At 64.4% G+C, this 18,888-nt stretch carries 15 protein-coding genes; 11 read left to right on the forward strand and 4 right to left on the reverse strand.

Annotated elements, in window-relative coordinates; translation table 11 throughout:
- Positions 1-70: 70 nt before the first annotated feature.
- Positions 71-1,717: a Na+/H+ antiporter gene (locus tag PVZ78_RS13795; RefSeq protein ID WP_009047208.1), complete on the reverse strand. Its 1,647-nt coding sequence runs from the start codon at positions 1,715-1,717 to the stop codon at positions 71-73.
- Positions 1,718-1,997: 280 nt separating this feature from the next.
- On the opposite strand from PVZ78_RS13795, the gene PVZ78_RS13800 reads away from it, so the two are divergent.
- From PVZ78_RS13800 to PVZ78_RS13815, 4 genes are all read left to right on the forward strand, one after another.
- Positions 1,998-2,306, forward strand: a complete 309-nt coding sequence (locus tag PVZ78_RS13800) for an arsenate reductase (protein ID WP_231999350.1) — start codon at positions 1,998-2,000, stop codon at positions 2,304-2,306.
- A gap of 34 nt (positions 2,307-2,340) precedes the next feature.
- A complete protein-coding gene (gene dapD, locus PVZ78_RS13805) occupies positions 2,341-3,375 on the forward strand; it encodes a 2,3,4,5-tetrahydropyridine-2,6-dicarboxylate N-succinyltransferase (RefSeq protein ID WP_009047206.1) in 1,035 nt (344 codons plus the stop codon).
- A gap of 76 nt (positions 3,376-3,451) precedes the next feature.
- Positions 3,452-4,657: an aminotransferase class V-fold PLP-dependent enzyme gene (locus PVZ78_RS13810; protein ID WP_273828826.1), complete on the forward strand. Its 1,206-nt coding sequence runs from the start codon at positions 3,452-3,454 to the stop codon at positions 4,655-4,657.
- On the forward strand, positions 4,654-5,058 hold the full coding sequence (locus tag PVZ78_RS13815; RefSeq protein ID WP_009047204.1) for a SufE family protein: 405 nt from the start codon (positions 4,654-4,656) through the stop codon (positions 5,056-5,058). Before PVZ78_RS13810 ends, PVZ78_RS13815 begins: the two co-directional genes overlap by 4 nt.
- A gap of 99 nt (positions 5,059-5,157) precedes the next feature.
- Here the strand turns inward: PVZ78_RS13815 and tcdA are convergent, their stop codons facing one another.
- Complete coding sequence (gene tcdA / locus PVZ78_RS13820; protein ID WP_162098622.1) at positions 5,158-5,973, reverse strand: tRNA cyclic N6-threonylcarbamoyladenosine(37) synthase TcdA; 816 nt, start codon at positions 5,971-5,973, stop codon at positions 5,158-5,160.
- 263 nt (positions 5,974-6,236) lie between these two features.
- On the opposite strand from tcdA, the gene PVZ78_RS13825 reads away from it, so the two are divergent.
- The 4 genes from PVZ78_RS13825 to PVZ78_RS13840 all read left to right on the forward strand — a co-directional run bounded on the left by PVZ78_RS13825 (position 6,237) and on the right by PVZ78_RS13840 (position 11,486).
- A complete protein-coding gene (locus PVZ78_RS13825; RefSeq protein WP_053268333.1) occupies positions 6,237-8,831 on the forward strand; it encodes a glycosyltransferase in 2,595 nt (864 codons plus the stop codon).
- A gap of 233 nt (positions 8,832-9,064) precedes the next feature.
- Positions 9,065-10,216: a succinyl-diaminopimelate desuccinylase gene (gene dapE, locus PVZ78_RS13830; RefSeq protein WP_009047201.1), complete on the forward strand. Its 1,152-nt coding sequence runs from the start codon at positions 9,065-9,067 to the stop codon at positions 10,214-10,216.
- On the forward strand, positions 10,216-11,025 hold the full coding sequence (locus PVZ78_RS13835) for a putative RNA methyltransferase (protein ID WP_038630709.1): 810 nt from the start codon (positions 10,216-10,218) through the stop codon (positions 11,023-11,025). The genes dapE and PVZ78_RS13835 overlap by 1 nt, the downstream gene beginning before the upstream one ends.
- Before the next feature lie 83 nt (positions 11,026-11,108).
- Positions 11,109-11,486, forward strand: a complete 378-nt coding sequence (locus tag PVZ78_RS13840; RefSeq protein ID WP_007927921.1) for a hypothetical protein — start codon at positions 11,109-11,111, stop codon at positions 11,484-11,486.
- A 94-nt stretch (positions 11,487-11,580) separates the two neighbouring features.
- Here PVZ78_RS13840 and PVZ78_RS13845 read toward each other — a convergent pair whose 3' ends face one another.
- The gene (locus tag PVZ78_RS13845; protein ID WP_007927922.1) at positions 11,581-11,790 is read right to left on the reverse strand and encodes a cold-shock protein; all 210 of its coding nucleotides are present in this window, start codon (positions 11,788-11,790) and stop codon (positions 11,581-11,583) included.
- 244 nt (positions 11,791-12,034) lie between these two features.
- On the opposite strand from PVZ78_RS13845, the gene plsB reads away from it, so the two are divergent.
- From plsB to PVZ78_RS13860, 3 genes are read left to right on the forward strand one after another with little or no spacing between them, the layout of a single operon-like run.
- The gene (gene plsB / locus PVZ78_RS13850; protein WP_009047198.1) at positions 12,035-14,539 is read left to right on the forward strand and encodes a glycerol-3-phosphate 1-O-acyltransferase PlsB; all 2,505 of its coding nucleotides are present in this window, start codon (positions 12,035-12,037) and stop codon (positions 14,537-14,539) included.
- Between the two features lie 52 nt (positions 14,540-14,591).
- A complete protein-coding gene (locus tag PVZ78_RS13855) occupies positions 14,592-14,990 on the forward strand; it encodes a YbaY family lipoprotein (protein ID WP_038630706.1) in 399 nt (132 codons plus the stop codon).
- Positions 14,991-15,017: 27 nt separating this feature from the next.
- Positions 15,018-15,707: a DUF4197 domain-containing protein gene (locus tag PVZ78_RS13860; RefSeq protein ID WP_009047196.1), complete on the forward strand. Its 690-nt coding sequence runs from the start codon at positions 15,018-15,020 to the stop codon at positions 15,705-15,707.
- A 115-nt stretch (positions 15,708-15,822) separates the two neighbouring features.
- On the opposite strand, the gene PVZ78_RS13865 is transcribed toward PVZ78_RS13860, so the two are convergent.
- On the reverse strand, positions 15,823-18,888 hold the full coding sequence (locus PVZ78_RS13865; protein ID WP_009047195.1) for an efflux RND transporter permease subunit: 3,066 nt from the start codon (positions 18,886-18,888) through the stop codon (positions 15,823-15,825).

The following is an 18,888-nucleotide window of genomic DNA, read 5'->3' on the forward strand; positions in this document are numbered from 1 at the left end:
ACAACGCCGTACATCTGATACACCGCGTTATCGTTCATCGCGGGCAAGCCTCGCTCCTACAAAGCCAGGGTCATTTCACCTGCCCCAGATTGGCCTCGCTGAGGTCCAGCTCACCCAGGACCTCGCGCAACACGTCGTCGCCGATCTGGTGCTGGCGGCTCAACCGATATAACTCCAGCCGCTGCGCCCGCAGCGCTTTCAAACGTAACTTGCGCTCCAGCAAGTCCATCTGAAACGCCAATGCCTGGGCTTCGGCGGAATCGTTGAACACCTCCAGTTGATGGCGATATTCCGACATCAACCGCCCCTTGAGCTCGGTGGCCAGCGCCGCCTGGGCCGCATCCGGCGAGTTGGCCGCATCGGCCACTTCCTCGGCTTCCAGGGCATGGATCGCCGCCTCGGCGGTTTTGCGCCAGGCGTCACGCACTTCGGCGTGGCGCTTCTCGTCGGGGCTCTTCTGGATGCCCCGCAGCAACAGCGGCAGGGCGATACAGGCGGCAATCAGCGACAACAGGATCACCCCCGCGGCAATGAAGATCAGCAGGTCGCGCTCGGGGAAAGCCTCGCCCGCCCCCAGCAACAGCGGCACCGACATGACGCCCGCCAGGGTCACCGCCCCCCGTACCCCGCCAAGCGTCAGCAACCAGCAGGAACGCGCGGTCGGCACCAGCGTCAGCTCACCCTTGCCACGCCAGCGGCGCAACAGGCCGGACAGGCGCCAGATGCTTTGCACCCAGATAAAACGCAGCACCAGCAGCACCAGGAAGATCGCCCCGACATCCAGGCAGCGATAGAACAGGGTCGGCCACAAGGTGGTTTCATGGCTGACCACGGCCTTGATGATGTCGGGCAGTTGCAGGCCCAACAGCAGGAAGATCAGGCCGTTGAAGGCGAATTCCAGCAGCGACCAGACACTGCGGTTGAGCAAGCGGGTGCTGGTCTGCCGGGGCAACAGGTCGAGCCAGCTCTGCATCATCCCCGCCGCCACCGCCGAGAGGATGCCCGAGGCTCCCAGGCGCTCGGCCAGCACGTAGGCGGCGAACGGCAGCAACAGCATGAACACCACGTGGGTCGCCGGGTCATCCCAGCCGCGGGCGATCATCCAGGCACGCAAGCGCCCCACCAGCCAGCTCAGGGCCACGCCGACCGCCAGGCCACCCACCGCCACCAGGACAAAGGTCAGGCTGGCATTGGCCAGGGAAAACACCCCGGTCACGGCCGCCGCCAGGGCGAACTTGAAGGTCACCAGGCCGGAAGCGTCGTTCATCAGCGCCTCGCCCTGGAGCATGTGCATCAAGGGCGTCGGCAGGCGGTTCTGGGAAATCGCCGAGACCGCCACGGCGTCGGTCGGCGACAGTACTGCCGCCAGGGCAAAGGCCACCGGCAAGGGAATGGTCGGCAACAACCAGTGAATGAAGTAACCAGCGCCCACCACCGTGAATAGCACCAGGCCTACGGCCAGGGTCAGGATCGGCCCGCGCAGGCGCCACAGCTCACGCTTGGGCATGCGCCAGCCATCGGAGAACAGCAGCGGCGGCAGGAACAGGAATAGAAACAATTCCGGGTCCAGGGCCACGTGCAGCCCCAGGGTGGGCCAGGCCAACAAGGCCCCGGCGGCGATCTGCACCAGCGGCAACGGCAACGGAATCACCCGTCCGACCAGCCGCGAGAGACTCACCAGCATCAGCAGGATAAGGACGGTATAAGCGGTTTGCATAAAGCGGTTTTCCCAATCGATCAGCAGCAGACTTCAGGCAACAGGTTACCGTCGAAGTGCCATATTAGCCGCTTAAGCTCGGGCCTCGCCGCTGCACAAAAGTCGCAAGTGGCCCATGCCGCTGTCACACAAAGCTACAAAGCCGGGCCTTCGCCGACGCCGAACCGGCGCGGGCATGGCATAATCCGTGACCTTTAACTCCAGCATCTCAAAAGGGGGCAATTCCTTGACCGCTTCAAGCAAAACGTTGCACCTTTTCGGCATCAAAGCCTGCGACACCATGAAAAAGGCGCGCACCTGGCTCGATGAACACGCTGTCAGCTATGACTTCCATGACTACAAAGCGGTCGGTATCGACCGCGAACACCTGGCCCAGTGGTGCAACGAGCACGGCTGGCAGGTGGTGCTGAACCGTGCGGGCACGACCTTTCGCAAACTCGACGACGAACGCAAAGCCGATCTCGACCAGGCGAAAGCGATCGAACTGATGCTCGCGCAACCCTCGATGATCAAGCGCCCGGTGCTCGATCTCGGTGACCGAACCCTGATTGGCTTCAAGCCCGATATCTACGCGGCAGAAATCAAATAACGCCTGCCCGTTCAATTTTGTAAGAGGTAACAGCATGTCCACTACCCTGTTCAGCCTGGCCTTTGGTGTCGGCACTCAAAACCGTCAAGGCGCGTGGCTGGAAGTGTTCTACGCCGCGCCCCTGGTCAAGCCATCCGCGGAAATCGTTGCCGCCATCGCCCCGGTACTGGGCTACAGCGAAGGCAACCAGGCCATCACCTTCACCACCGCCCAGGCCGCGCAACTGGCCGAGGCCCTGAAAAGCATCGACGCCACCCAGGCCGCGCTGCTGACCCGCCTGGCCGAAAGCCACAAGCCGCTGGTCGCCACCCTGCTGGCCGAAGACGCCCAGCTGACCTCTACCCCGGAGGCCTACCTGAAGCTGCACCTGCTGTCCCACCGCCTGGTCAAGCCGCACGGCCTGAACCTGGCCGGGATCTTCCCGCTGCTGCCGAACGTGGCCTGGACCAACCAGGGCGCGGTCGACCTCGGCGAACTGGCCGAGCGTCAACTGGAAGCGCGCCTGCGCGGCGAGCTGCTGGAAGTGTTCTCGGTGGACAAGTTCCCGAAAATGACCGACTACGTGGTACCGAGCGGCGTGCGTATCGCTGACAGCGCGCGCATTCGCCTGGGCGCCTACATCGGCGAAGGCACCACCGTGATGCACGAAGGTTTCGTCAACTTCAACGCCGGCACCGAAGGCCCGGGCATGATCGAAGGCCGGGTTTCCGCGGGCGTATTCGTCGGCAAGGGTTCCGACCTGGGCGGCGGCTGCTCGACCATGGGCACCCTGTCGGGCGGCGGCAACATCGTGATCAAGGTCGGCGAAGGCTGCCTGATCGGCGCCAACGCCGGCATCGGTATCCCGCTGGGCGACCGCAACACCGTGGAATCGGGCCTGTACGTGACTGCCGGGACCAAGGTGGCGCTGCTGGACGAGAACAACCAGCTGGTCAAGGTGCTCAAGGCCCGCGAACTGGCCGGCCAGCCTGACCTGCTGTTCCGCCGCAATTCGGAGACCGGTGCCGTGGAGTGCAAGACCCACAAATCGGCCATCGAGCTGAACGAAGCGCTGCACGCTCACAACTAAGCAGCGATTCGGTTCCACTGAAACCGGCCGGGCGCTTATCATCGGCGCCCGGCCTGTTCAAACGAGTTCTGCCACCATGCTTGTACCCTCCCCCTGGCGCGCCGACTTCCCGGCCATCGCCGCCCTGCAACGGCAGGACCAGACCTACCTGGACAACGCCGCCACCACGCAAAAACCCCAAGCCCTGCTGGACGCCCTGGCGCACTACTACGCCAATGGCGCGGCCAACGTGCATCGCGCGCAGCACCTGCCCGGTGCTCACGCCACCCAGGCATTCGAGAACAGCCGGCACAAAGTGGCGCAGTGGCTGAATACCGGTGACCGTGGGCAGATCATCTTCACCCACGGCGCGACCTCCGCGCTGAATCTCCTGGCCTATGGCCTGGAACACCAGTTCAACCCGGGCGACGAGATCGTCATCAGCGCCCTGGAACATCACGCCAACCTGCTGCCCTGGCAGCAACTGGCGCACCGTCGCGGCCTCAACCTGGTGGTCCTGCCGCTGGACGACGACGGCCTGATCGATCTCGACGCCGCGACCCGTCTGATCGGTCCGCGCACCCGGCTACTGGCCGTCAGCCAGCTATCCAACGTGCTCGGTGCCTGGCAACCCCTGCCGCAGCTGCTGGCCCTGGCCAAGGCGCACGACGCCCTGACCGTGGTTGACGGCGCCCAGGGCGTGGTCCATGGCCGCCACGATGTGCAGGCGCTGGGCTGCGATTTCTATGTGTTCTCCAGCCACAAGCTCTACGGTCCGGACGGCGTCGGCGTGCTCTACGGACGCAACGAGGCGTTGCCAGGCCTGCGTCACTGGCAGTTTGGCGGCGAGATGGTCCAGCAGGCCGACTACCAGCACGCCAGCTTCCGCCCCGCCCCACTGGGTTTCGAAGCCGGTACGCCGCCGATCGCCAGCGTGATCGGCCTGGGCGCGACCCTGGATTACCTCAGCGGTCTCGACCAGGACGCCGTCAGCGCCCATGAAGCCGCGCTGCACGACTACCTGCTGCATGGCCTGCTGGCCCGCAAAGGCCTGCGCCTGCTGGGCAAGCCGCAGCTGGCGCTGGTCAGTTTCGTGGTCGATGGCGTGCACAACGCCGACCTGGCTCACTTGCTGACCGAACAGGGCATCGCCGTGCGTGCCGGGCATCACTGCGCCATGCCGCTGCTGAAAAGCTTCGGCCTGGCCGGGGCGATCCGCGTGTCCTTGGCGCTGTACAACGACTCCGAGGATCTGGAGCGCTTCTTCGAGGCCCTCGATCAGGCCCTGGAGCTGTTGCGATGAGCCTGCCCGCCGAAGCCCTGGCCGCCCTCGACAGTTTCCAGGGCGCTCCCGGCTGGGAACAGCGCGCACGCCTGCTGATGCAATGGGGCGAACGCCTGGCGCCGCTGGCTGAAGCCGACAAGGTCGAGGCCAATCGGGTGCATGGCTGTGAAAGCCAGGTCTGGCTGGTGGGGACCTTGCAGGACGGTCACTGGCAGTTCGCCGCCAGCAGCGATGCGCGCCTGATCCGTGGCCTGGTGGCCCTGCTGTTGGCGCGGGTCAACGGTCTGTCCGCCGAGGAGCTGCAACGGGTGGATTTGCCGGACTGGTTCAATCAGCTGGGCCTGTCGCGCCAGCTGTCACCGTCGCGCAGCAATGGGCTGAATGCGGTATTGCAGCGGATGCGCGAGCTCTCAGCCTGACGCCCATCCCTGTAGGAGCGAGGCTTGCCCGCGATAGCGGTCTATCTGACACACCGCATTTCGCGGGCAATCGAGCGTCGATCGGCCGCTCCTACAGAGTCAAACGGCCGCGGGCTTGACCCGGTCCGCCGGGCGCCGCACGCCAGCTACCAGCTTGTCCACCGCCTTGGTCGCCGCGACCATGCCGAAGGTCGCGGTCACCATCATCACCGCGCCAAAACCGCCGGCGCAGTCGAGTTTCACGCCATCGCCGACAAAGCTCTTCTGCAGGCAGATGCTGCCGTCCGGTTTCGGGTAGCGCAGTTGCTCGGTGGAAAACACGCAAGGCACGCTGTAGTGACGGGTCACGGTGCGGGAAAAACCGTAGTCGCGACGCAGGGTCGAGCGCACTTTCGAGGCCAGCGGGTCGTTGAAGGTGCGGTTCAGGTCACAGACCTGGATCAGCGTCGGGTCGATCTGCCCGCCCGCGCCGCCGGTGGTGATGATCTGGATCTTGCGCCGCTTGCACCAGGCGATCAGCGCCGCCTTGGCGTTGACGCTGTCGATGCAGTCGATCACGCAGTCGATGTTCGGCGTGATGTACTCGGCCATGGTCTCGCGGGTGACGAAGTCCGCCACCGCATGCACGGTGCAAGCCGGATTGATCCCGCGCAGGCGCTCGGCCATGACCTCGACCTTGGCCTTGCCGACCGTGCTGTCGAGGGCGTGCAGCTGCCGATTGCTGTTGCTGACGCAGACGTCGTCCAGGTCGAACAGCGAGATCTCGCCCACGCCGCAACGGGCGATGGCTTCCGCCGCCCAGGAACCGACACCGCCGACCCCGACGATCGCCACATGGGCGGCGCGCAAGCGTTCCAGCCCCTCGATGCCATACAAACGGGCGACGCCAGCAAACCGCGGATCTTCTGTACTCATGACCATTACCCCAAAAACCGGCGCGCATTATAGGGCCGATGTCCGCCAAGAGCATCTTTGCCCTATGAATGGCAGTCAGGGCTGCTTTAATGAGGGAACAATCTGAAAATTCCGGCGCCGAGAACTTAAATCGAGTTGGATTGCCCAACCTGCGGCCTTCTCCTGTGCGCTGTACGCTCAGCCGAAGGCCAGTGTAGGATGCGCGCCGCTTGGCGCATGCCGACCGTTCCCCCGTTCCACACCCTTTGGAACCCGAAATAGCTATGTCATCGCGTAAATTTGGACTCAACCTGGTGGTGGTTCTGGCAATCGCCGCCCTGTTCACCGGCTTCTGGGCACTGGTCAACCGCCCGGTCTCCGCCCCCAATTGGCCTGCACAAATCTCCGGCTTTTCCTACTCGCCTTTCCAGCTGGGCCAGTTCCCGCAGAAAGACCAGTTCCCGACCGACGATGAAATGCGTCGCGACCTGGAGATCATGAGCAAGCTGACCGACAACATTCGCACCTACTCGGTCGACGGCACGCTGGAGAACATCCCCAAGCTGGCGGAAGAGTTCGGCCTGCGCGTGACCCTGGGGATCTGGATCAGCCCGGACCTGGAACGCAACGAGCGTGAAATCACCCGCGCCATCGACATCGCCAACAACTCGCGCAGTGTGGTGCGCGTGGTGGTCGGTAACGAAGCGATCTTCCGCAAGGAAATCACCGCCGACCAGTTGAGCGTCCTGCTCGATCGCGTGCGCGCTGCCGTCAAGGTACCGGTCACCACCTCCGAGCAGTGGCACGTCTGGGAAGAACACCCGGAACTGGCCCAGCACGTCGACCTGATCGCCGCCCACGTCCTGCCCTACTGGGAATTCATCCCGATGGACAAGGCCGGGCAGTTCGTCCTCGACCGCGCCCGTGACCTGAAAAAGATGTTCCCGAAAAAACCGCTGCTGCTGTCCGAGGTGGGCTGGCCGAGCAACGGCCGCATGCGTGGCGGCGCCGACGCCAGCCCGGCGGATCAGGCTATCTACCTGCGTAACCTGGTCAACAAGCTCAACCGCCAGGGCTACAACTACTTCGTGATCGAAGCCTTCGACCAGCCGTGGAAGGCCAGCGACGAAGGTTCGGTGGGCGCCTACTGGGGCGTGTTCAACGCCGCGCGCCAGCAGAAGTTCAACTTCGAAGGCCCGGTGGTGGCGATCCCGCAGTGGCGCGTGCTGGCCATCGGCTCGGTGGTCCTGGCGCTGCTGTCCCTGACCCTGCTGATGATCGACGGCTCGGCCCTGCGCCAGCGCGGCCGGACCTTCCTGACCTTCATCGCCTTCCTCTGCGGTTCGGTGCTGGTGTGGATCGGCTACGATTACAGCCAGCAATACAGCACCTGGTTCAGCCTGACGGTGGGCTTCCTGCTCGCCCTGGGTGCGCTCGGGGTGTTCATCGTGTTGCTCACCGAGGCCCATGAACTGGCCGAGGCGGTCTGGGTGCACAAGCGCCGGCGCGAGTTCCTGCCGGTCGAAGGCGACTCCAGTTACCGGCCGAAAGTCTCGATCCATGTGCCGTGCTACAACGAGCCGCCGGAGATGGTCAAACAGACCCTCAATGCCCTGGCCAACCTCGACTATCCGGACTTCGAAGTCCTGATCATCGACAACAACACCAAGGACCCGGCGGTCTGGGAGCCGGTGCAGGCCTATTGCGAGACCCTCGGCCCGCGCTTCAAGTTCTTCCACGTCGCGCCCCTGGCCGGTTTCAAGGGCGGCGCGCTGAACTACCTGATCCCGCACACCGCCAAGGACGCCGAAGTGATCGCGGTGATCGACTCGGACTACTGCGTCGACCGTAACTGGCTCAAGCACATGGTGCCGCACTTCGCCGACCCGAAAATCGCCGTGGTGCAATCGCCACAGGACTACCGCGACCAGAACGAAAGCACCTTCAAGAAGCTCTGCTACGCGGAATACAAAGGCTTCTTCCATATCGGCATGGTCACCCGCAACGACCGTGACGCGATCATCCAGCACGGCACCATGACCATGACCCGCCGTTCGGTCCTGGAAGAACTGGGCTGGGCCGACTGGTGCATCTGCGAAGACGCCGAGCTGGGCCTGCGGGTGTTCGAGAAAGGCCTGTCGGCGGCGTACTACCACGAAAGCTACGGCAAGGGCCTGATGCCGGATACCTTCATCGACTTCAAGAAACAGCGTTTCCGCTGGGCCTATGGGGCGATCCAGATCATCAAGCGCCACACTGCCAGCCTGCTGCGCGGCAAGGACACCGAGCTGACCCGTGGCCAGCGCTATCACTTCCTCGCGGGCTGGCTGCCGTGGGTGGCGGACGGCATGAACATCTTCTTCACCCTCGGCGCCCTGTTGTGGTCGGCGGCGATGATCATCGTGCCGCAGCGCGTCGACCCGCCGTTGCTGATCTTCGCGATCCCGCCCCTGGCGCTGTTCGTGTTCAAGGTCGGCAAGATCATCTTCCTCTACCGCCGGGCAGTCGGGGTCAACCTCAAGGATGCGTTCTGCGCGGCCGTGGCGGGCCTGGCGTTGTCCCATACCATCGCCAAGGCGGTGCTGTACGGCTTCTTCACCAGCAGCATTCCGTTCTTCCGCACACCGAAGAATGCCGACAACCACGGTTTCTGGGTGGCGATCTCGGAAGCCCGGGAAGAGCTGTTCATCATGCTGCTGTTGTGGGGCGCGGCGCTGGGTATCTACCTGGTGCAGGGCGGCCTGCCGAGCAACGACATGCGCTTCTGGGTGACCATGCTGCTGGTGCAGTCGCTGCCGTATGTGGCGGCGCTGGTCATGGCCTTCCTGTCGTCGCTGCCAAAACCCGTTGCCGAAAGCGCGCCGGTGGCGGCGGCATAAATCGCGGCAAAGCACTAAACGGCGGCCTCTGGCCGCCGTTTTGCTTTAAGATATCCGCCATTTTGCGCGCCTTGCCCGCCGCCGCCTCTGTAGGAGCGAGCTTGCTCGCGATGGATATCAAGAATAACGCGCAGCCCCTGATGCACTGCGCCGCTCTTGCGTCCATCGCGAGCAAGCTCGCTCCTACGAAGAAAGAGCAGCGCCTGACCTTGCCCCTGCTTCGGAGTTTCCCCATGACGGCCCACGCCGACCTTTCGCCGACCCTGCAACTCGCCTGTGACCTGATCCGCCGCCCGTCGGTGACGCCGGTCGACGCCGACTGCCAGAAGCTGATGATGCAGCGCCTGGGCGATGCCGGCTTCAAGCTGGAGCCGATGCGCATCGAGGATGTGGATAACTTCTGGGCCACCCACGGCAAGCACGAAGGCCCGGTGCTGTGTTTCGCCGGCCACACCGACGTGGTGCCCACCGGCCCGGTCCAGGCCTGGCAGAACGACCCGTTCGACGCGTTGATCGACGAGCACGGCATGCTCTGCGGGCGCGGCGCGGCGGACATGAAAGGCAGCCTGGCGGCGATGCTGGTGGCGACCGAGCGTTTCGTCGCCGACTACCCGGACCACAAAGGCTCGGTGGCGTTCCTGATCACCAGCGACGAAGAAGGCCCGGCGCACCACGGCACCAAGGCCGTGGTCGAGCGCCTGGCGGCGCGCAAGGAACGCCTGGACTGGTGCATCGTCGGTGAGCCGTCGAGCACCAGCCTGGTCGGTGACGTGGTCAAGAACGGCCGTCGCGGCTCCCTCGGCGCCAAGCTCACGGTGCGCGGCGTGCAGGGCCACGTGGCCTACCCGCACCTGGCCAAGAACCCGATCCACCTGGCCGCCCCGGCCCTGGCCGAACTGGCTGCGGAGCATTGGGACGACGGCAATGCCTTCTTCCCGCCGACCAGCTTCCAGATTTCCAACCTGAATTCCGGCACCGGCGCGACCAACGTGATCCCCGGCGAGCTGGTGGCAGTGTTCAACTTCCGCTTCTCCACCGAATCCACGGTTGAAGGCCTGCAACAGCGCGTGGCCACCATCCTCGACAAGCACGGCCTGGACTGGCATGTGGAGTGGGCGTTGTCGGGCCTGCCGTTCCTCACCGAGCCGGGCGCCCTGCTCGACGCGGTGTCGGCCAGCATCAAGGACGTCACCGGCCGCGAGACCCAGGCTTCCACCAGCGGCGGCACCTCCGACGGGCGCTTCATCGCCACCCTCGGCACCCAGGTGGTCGAGCTGGGCCCGGTCAACGCCACCATCCACCAGGTCAACGAGCGGGTGCTGGCCAGCGATCTCGACGTGCTGACCGAAATCTACTACCAGACCCTGATCAAGTTGCTCGCCTGATGCTTGCCTGCCCTATCTGCGCGGCGCCCCTGAGCGCCGTCGACAACGGTGTCGTGTGCCCGGCCGGGCACCGCTTCGACCGCGCCCGCCAGGGTTACCTGAACCTGCTGCCGGTGCAGCACAAGAACAGCCGCGACCCGGGCGACAACCAGGCCATGGTCGAAGCCCGCCGCGACTTTCTCAATGCCGGCCATTACGCCCCGGTAGCCAGGCGCCTGGCCGAACTGGCCGCCGAGCGCGCCCCGCAGCACTGGGTCGATATCGGTTGCGGCGAGGGTTACTACACCGCACAGATCGCCCAAGCGCTGCCCCAGGCGGACGGTTATGCCCTGGACATCTCCCGGGAAGCGGTCAAGCGCGCCTGTCGCCGTGCCCCGCAGCTGACCTGGTTGATCGCCAGCATGGCCCGGGTGCCCCTGGCCGATGCCAGCTGCCAGTTCCTCGCCAGTGTCTTCAGCCCGCTGGACTGGCAGGAAGCCAAGCGCCTGCTCAGCCCTGGCGGCGGCCTGATGAAGGTCGGGCCGACCAGCGGTCACCTGATGGAATTGCGCGAGCGCCTGTACGACGAGGTCCGCGAATACACCGACGACAAACACCTGGCGCTGGTGCCCGCGGGCATGGCGCTGCAACACAGTGAAACCCTGGACTTCAAGCTGACGTTGAGCAATCCGCAGGATCGCGCCAACCTGCTGGCCATGACGCCCCACGGCTGGCGCGCCAGTGCCGAACGCCGAGCCAGCGTGATCGAGCAGGCCGAGCCCTTCGAGGTCAGCGTGTCGATGCGCTACGATTACTTCGTTCTGCAATAACCCATCAATCCACGGCCTCGAGCAGCGACTCGAGGCCGAATAAATCCGCGAATGGATTTTTCAGACCCGCAGTGAGGACATCCATGCGCCAACCGGATATCGAGATTTACCTGAAAGACGCCGACGTCGACCACAAGGCTATCGCCGCCTGGCTCGGCGCGGCCCTGGGCCCATGCAGCGACTGGGTGCAGAAAGGCCAGACCTACAAATGCAAGGCCGGCAGCGTGCCGGTGACCTGGCTGCCGAAAGCCGTGGGCAAGTGGAACAGCCTGTACCTGGAAAGCGACCAGACGCCGTGGGACGACGACATCGCCTGCGCCCGCGCCGCCTTCGCCGCGCTGAACGTCGAAGTGCGCTGCGCACCGGGCAGCTGGGTCGAGGAAGAAGGTGAAGAATCGGCCGACCGCTGGATTCGCATCAGTGCCGACGGGGAAGAAGAGATTACCTGGCGTACCGCCTGATTCCGATTACTGTAGGAGCGAGGCTTGCCCGCGATAGCGTTTTACCTGACACAACGCTATCGCGAGCAAGCTTCGCTCCTACAAGGCACAACGCTTACAAGCCCACTACATCCTCAGCCTGCAAACCCTTCTGCCCCTCTACCACGGCGTATTCAACCTGCTGCCCTTCGGTCAGCGAGCGGTGGCCTTCACCACGAATAGCACGGTAGTGGACAAATACATCGGCACCACCTTCACGCTGAATGAAGCCGTAGCCCTTGGCGTCGTTGAACCACTTCACGCTGCCGGTCTCGCGAGTTGCCATCAATCCATCCTCCGTCTTTTTATTATCAGTCGGCTTACTGAAACGAAGCCGTGAGAACTTTCGCCTGGACCTGGGTTTCTATTGATGGGGCCCACATGCCCAGGCGTCAGTCGGGCGAGTATATGACAGGCACAAAAACTCTCAACTCAATCTTGTTTGCCGCTTTTTTGCCGATTTTCGGTGAATCCGGCACACTAGCCGCCCCGAGCAACTGCTCGGTTTTTTCCACTAAAGCAGAAGCCGTATGACCCGCTCCCCGTTCCGCCGTCTTGTGTTTGGCACCTTGCGCCGACTGTTGTACCTCTGGGTTCGCTCAGAGACGATCAACCAGTCGTCCTTCACCCTCAACCTCGACCGCAGTCGCCCGGTGTTCTACGTCCTGCAAAACCCTTCGCTCACCGACCTCGCCGTGGTCGATACCGAGTGCACCAAGGCCGGGCTGCCGCGCCCGGTGCTGCCGGTCTCGGTGGGCAACCTGCTGGAACCCGCCGCATTCTTCTACCTGACCCCGGCCCCGGACTGGCTCGGTCGCCAGGACAAACGCGGTGCGCCACCGACCCTGACCCGCCTGGTCAGCGCCCTGAGCCAGAATGCCGCCGAAGACGCGCAGATCATTCCGGTCAGCGTGTTCTGGGGCCAGTCGCCAGACAGCGAATCGAGCCCGTGGAAACTGCTGTTCGCCGACAGCTGGGCGGTCACCGGGCGCCTGCGCCGGCTGCTGAGCATCATGATTTTGGGCCGCAAGACCCGGGTGCAATTCTCCGCGCCGATCCACCTGCGCGAGCTGATCGAGCACAACAAGGGCCACGAGCGCACCGTGCGCATGGCCCAGCGCATCCTGCGGGTGCATTTCCGCAACCTGAAGGCCGCGGTGATCGGCCCGGACATTTCCCACCGCCGCAACCTGGTCAAGGGCCTGCTGAACCAGCCGCTGGTCAGGCAGGCGATCCTCGACGAAGCCGAACGGGAAAAGATCTCCCCGGAAAAAGCCAAGGCCGTGGCCCTGCGCTATGGCAACGAGATCGCCTCGGACTACACCTTCACCGCGATCCGCTTCCTCGAAGTGGTGCTGAGCTGGTTCTGGAACAAGATCTACGACGGGATCAAGGTCAACCACATCGAAAGCGTGCAGAAAGTCGCCCCCGGTCACGAAGTGATCTATGTGCCCTGCCACCGCAGCCATATCGACTACCTGCTGCTGTCCTACCTGCTGTTCCGCAACGGCCTGACCCCGCCGCACATCGCCGCCGGGATCAACCTGAACATGCCGGTGATCGGCAGCCTGCTGCGCAGGGGTGGCGCGTTCTTCATGCGCCGCACCTTCAAGGGCAACCCGCTCTACACCTCAGTGTTCAACGAATACCTGCACACCCTGTTCACCAAGGGTTTCCCGGTGGAGTACTTCGTCGAAGGCGGGCGCTCGCGCACCGGGCGCATGCTGCAACCGAAAACCGGGATGCTGGCCATCACCCTGCGCAGCTTCCTGCGCTCCTCACGCATGCCGATCGTCTTCGTGCCGGTGTACATCGGCTACGAGCGCGTGCTGGAAGGCCGCACCTACCTGGGCGAACTGCGCGGCGCGAGCAAGAAGAAAGAGTCGATCTTCGACATCTTCAAGGTCATCGGCGCCCTCAAGCAGCGCTTCGGCCAGGTGGCGGTGAACTTCGGCGAGCCGATCAAGCTGGCCGAGTTTCTCGATCAGGAACAGCCGGGCTGGCGCGCCCAGGAGCTGGGCCCGCAGTTCAAGCCGGCCTGGCTCAACGAAACCACCAACCGCCTGGGTGAAAAAGTCGCCCAGCACCTGAACGAAGCGGCGGCGATCAACCCGGTCAACCTGGTGGCACTGGCGTTGCTCTCCACCAGCCGCCTGGCCCTCGACGACCGTGCCATGGCCCGGGTCCTGGACCTGTACCTGGCGCTGCTGCGCAAAGTCCCCTACTCGCCCCACACCACCCTGCCGGAAGGCGACGGCCGGGCCTTGATCGAACATGTGAAGGACATGGACCTGCTGTCCGAGCAGAGCGATGCCCTGGGCAAGATCCTCTACCTGGACGAGCAGAACGCCGTCCTGATGACCTACTACCGCAACAACGTGCTGCACATCTTCGCCCTGCCGGCGTTGCTCGCGAGCTTCTTCCAGAGTTCGTCGCGCATGAGCCGCGAACAGATCCTGCGCTACACCCGCGCGCTGTATCCCTACCTGCAGTCGGAGCTGTTCATCCGCTGGTCCCTGGACGAGCTGGACGGGGTGATCGACCAGTGGCTGGAGGCCTTCGTCGAGCAAGGCCTGCTGCGCTTCGAGAAGGACCTGTACCTGCGTCCGGCGCCGAGTTCGCGGCACTTCGTGCTGCTGACCCTGCTGTCCAAGAGCATCGCCCAGACCCTGCAGCGCTTCTACATGGCCATCTCGCTGCTGCTCAACAGCGGCCAGCGCAGCATCAGCGCCGAAGAACTGGAAGACCTGTGCACGGTCATGGCCCAGCGCCTGTCGATCCTGCATGGCCTGAATGCCCCGGAGTTCTTCGACAAGAGCCTGTTCCGCCACTTCATCCAGACCTTGCTGGAGCAGGACGTGCTGCGCCGCGACGAAGCCGGCAAGCTGAGCTACCACGAATTGCTCGGCGAACTGGCCGAAGGCGCGGCCAAGCGCGTGCTGCCGGCGGAGATTCGCCTGTCGATCCGCCAGGTGGCCCTGCACCGCAGCGAAGATGCCGCCGAGCAGGTCGCCGCCCCGCAACAAAGCGACTAGATTCTTATCGGCGCCAGGCGGTTTCTGGCGCCTCCCGATACGGAGATCCATCATGAAAAAGCTCACCCTGCTCGCCCTTACCACCCTGCTCGGGGCCTGTAACAGCATGCAACCTGCCAGCAACGCCAGCCTCGACGGCGAAGTCTTCTACCTGCAACGCATCGCCCTGCCGCCAGCCGCCACCCTCAGCGTCAGCCTGCAGGACGTATCGCTGGCCGACGCCCCCGCGGTGGTGCTGGCCGAACAGAAAGGCCCGGTCAAAGGCCAGGTGCCACTGCCCTTCCACCTCAGCTACGACCCGGCCCAGGTCAAACCTGGACACCGTTATTCGGTCAGCGCGCGGATCGAGCTGGCCGGCAAACTGCTGTTCGTCACTACCGAGCACAACGGGGTGAAACTCGACGGCAGCGACCCGCAACCGCTGAAAATCCGCGTCGACGCGGTTCGTTAATCCCTTTTCTTGAACAAGGAAGCTGCCATGCTCCGTTCTTCCCTTCGCTTCACCAGCCTGTGCGCCGGCCTGTTGATCTCCGCCAGTGCCCTGGCGCTGTCCCTCGGCGACCTGTCGCAGCAAGATGCCACCGGCGGCCTCAAGGACGCCCTGACCCAGGGAGCCCAGGTCGCGGTCAAACAGCTGGGCACCGCCGGCGGTTTCAGCAATAACCCGGACGTGCGCATCGAGTTGCCGGGCAACCTCGGCAAAGTGGCGAAGAAAATGAAGCAGTTCGGCATGGGCGCCCAGGTCGAAGAACTCGAGAGCAGCATGAACAAGGCCGCCGAGGCCGCTGTGCCGCAGGCCCAGGCGCTGCTGGTGGATGCGGTGAAGAAGATGAGCGTGGAGGACGCCAAGGGCATTCTCAGCGGCGGCAAGGATTCCGCCACCCAGTACCTGAGCAAGACCAGCCGCGAGCAGATCCGCGTGAAGTTCCTGCCGATCGTCAAGCAGGCCACCGACCAGGTGGGCCTGGCCAAGCAGTACAACGCCTTCGCCGGCCAGGCCGCCACCCTCGGCGTGCTGGATGCGAAGAACGCGAATATCGAAGGCTACGTGACCGAACAGGCGCTCAACGGCCTGTTCGAGATGATCGGCAAGCAGGAAGCGACCATTCGCGAGAACCCGGCGGCAGCGGCCACCAGCCTGGCGAAGAAGGTGTTTGGTACCCTGTAACCCCTACCTGTAGGAGCGGCCGGTCGACGCTCGATTGCCCGCGATGGCCTCACCGCGGTGTGTCTGGCACACCGTGGCGTCTAGATCGCGGGCAAGCCTCGCTCCTACAGGCGAATCAGGTTTTCTTGACCCTGAACCACGCCGCATACAGCGCCGGCAAGAACAGCAGGGTCAGCGCCGTCGCCACAATCAGCCCACCCATGATCGCCACCGCCATCGGCCCGAAGAACACGCTGCGTGACAGCGGGATCATCGCCAGCACCGCCGCCAGCGCGGTCAGCACGATCGGCCGGAAGCGCCTTACCGTCGCTTCGATGATTGCCTGCCACGGCTTGAGCCCGGCGGCGATGTCCTGCTCGATCTGATCCACCAGGATCACCGAGTTGCGCATGATCATCCCCGACAGCGCGATGGTCCCGAGCATGGCCACGAAGCCGAACGGCTGGCGGAACACCATCAGGAACAGGGTCACGCCGATCAGCCCCAGCGGCGCGGTGAGGAACACCATCGCCGTGCGCGAGAAGCTGCGCAGTTGCAGCATCAGCAGGGTCAGCACCACCACGATGAACAGCGGCACGCCGGCCTTCACCGAGTTCTGCCCGCGGGCCGAGTCTTCCACGGTGCCGCCGACGTCCAGCAGGTAACCGTCCGGCAATTCGGCGCGGATCGGCTCGAGGGTCGGCAGGATCTGCTGCACCAGGGTCGCCGGTTGTTCCTTGCCATAGATGTCGGCACGCACGGTGACGTTCGGCAGGCGGTTGCGGTGCCAGATGATGCCTTCCTCGAAGCCGTACTCCAGGGTCGCGACCTGCGACAGCGCCACACTCTTGCCGTTGTCGGTGGGCACCGCCAGGCTCGACAGCAGCGACAGCTCGGTACGTTCATGCAAGGTCCCGCGCAGCAGGATCTCGATCAACTCGTTGTCTTCGCGGTACTGGCTGACGCTGGAGCCGGTGAGCGAGCTTTGCAGGAACTTCGCCAGGTTGGCCGTGCTCACGCCCAGGGCCCGCGCACGGTCCTGATCGATATTGAGGTAGACCACCTTGCTCGGTTCTTCCCAGTCCAGATGCACGTTGGTCACATGGGGGTTCTCGCGCACCTTGGCCGCCACCTTGCGCGCCAGGGCCCGCACTTCTTCGATGTGCTCGCCGGTGACGCGGAACTGCACCGGGTAGCCCACGGGCGGGCCATTCTCCAGGCGGGTGACCCGCGAACGCAGGGTCGGGAACTGTTCGTCGAGGGTTTCGATCAGCCAGCTGCGCAGGCTTTCCCGCTCCTCGATGGTCTTGGCCAGCACCACGAACTGGGCAAAACTCGCCGCCGGCAGTTGCTGGTCCAGGGGCAGGTAGAAACGCGGCGAACCGGTGCCGACGTAAGCCACGTAGTTATCGATGCCGGCGTGCTCCTTGAGCATCGCCTCCAGGCGCTTGACCTGATCGGCGGTGTTGCTCAGGGACGCGCCCTCGGCCAGCTTCAGGTCGACCATCAGCTCCAGCCGCCCGGAAGCCGGGAAGAACTGCTGCGGCACGAAGCGGAACAGCATCACCGAGGCAATGAACAGCAGCACGGTCAGGGCGATCACGGTCTTGCGCCGGCGCACGCACCATTCCACCATCCGCCGCACCCGCTGATAGAACGGCGTGCCGTACGGATCGGGCTGGCCGTCACCGTTGCCGTGCTTGGCCGCATGCAGCTTGGCCAGGTCCGGCAGCAACTTCTCGCCCAGATAGGGCACGAACACCACCGCGGCGATCCACGAAGCCAGCAGGGCGATGGTCACCACCTGGAAGATCGAACGGGTGTATTCGCCGGTGCCCGACTGCGCCGTGGCAATCGGCAGGAAACCCGCGGCGGTGATCAGGGTACCGGTGAGCATCGGGAACGCGGTGCTGGTCCAGGCGTAGCTGGCGGCCTTGAGCCGGTCGTAGCCCTGCTCCATCTTGATCGCCATCATCTCCACCGCGATGATCGCGTCGTCCACCAGCAGGCCAAGGGCCAATACCAGCGCGCCGAGGGAGATCTTGTGCAGGCCGATCCCCAGGTAATACATGGTGGCGAAGGTCATCGCCAGCACCAGCGGAATCGCCAGGGCCACCACCATGCCGGTGCGCACGCCCAGGGAAAAGAAGCTCACCAGCAGCACGATCGCCAGGGCTTCCACCAGCACCTGGACGAACTCGCCGACACCGGTCTTCACCGCGGCCGGCTGGTCGGAGACCTTGCGCAGCTCCATGCCGGCGGGGAGGTTTTTCTGGATCCGGGCGAACTCCAGTTCCAGCGCCTTGCCCAGCACCAGGATGTCGCCGCCGTCCTTCATCGCCACCGCCAGGCCGATCGCGTCCTGGCCCATGAAGCGCATGCGCGGCGCCGGCGGATCATTGAAGCCGCGGCGCACGTCCGCCACATCGCCGATCCGGAAGGTGCGGTCGGCCACCCGGATCGGGAAATTGCTGATCTGCTCGACGCTCTGGAAATTACCGGACACACGCAATTGCAGGCGCTCGCTGCTGGTCTCGAAGAAACCGGCGGTGGACACCGCGTTCTGCTCCTCCAGGGCCTGCTGCACCGCTGCCAGCGGTAGACCGAGGGTCGCCAGCTTGACGTTCGACAGTTCGATCCAGACTTTCTCGTCCTGCAGGCCCAGCAGCTCGACCTTGCCCACGTCCTTGACCCGCTGCAGCTGGATCTGGATGCGGTCGGCGTAATCCTTGAGCACCGCGTAGTCGAAACCGTCGCCGGTCAGCGCATAGATATTGCCGAAGGTGGTGCCGAACTCGTCGTTGAAGAACGGGCCCTGGATACCCGGCGGCAAGGTATGGCGGATATCGCTGATCTTCTTGCGCACCTGATACCAGAGCTCGGGGATCTGGTTCGAGTGCATCGAGTCGCGCGCCATGAAGGTCACCTGGGACTCGCCCGGGCGGGAAAACGAGACGATGCGCTCGTACTCGCCGGTTTCCATCAGTTTCTTTTCAATGCGCTCGGTGACCTGCCGGGAAACCTCCTGGGCCGTGGCGCCCGGCCAGTTGGTGCGGATCACCATGGCCTTGAAGGTGAAGGGTGGGTCTTCGCTCTGGCCCAGCTTGGTGTAGGACAACGCCCCGACAATGGCCAGCAACAGCATCAGGAACAGCACGATCTGGCGGTTGCGCAACGCCCATTCGGAAAGATTGAAACCCAT

Origin of the sequence: Pseudomonas sp. SBT1-2 (genome assembly GCF_028640875.1) — a bacterium.
In the GTDB taxonomy this organism is placed as follows: domain Bacteria; phylum Pseudomonadota; class Gammaproteobacteria; order Pseudomonadales; family Pseudomonadaceae; genus Aquipseudomonas; species Aquipseudomonas chlororaphis_I.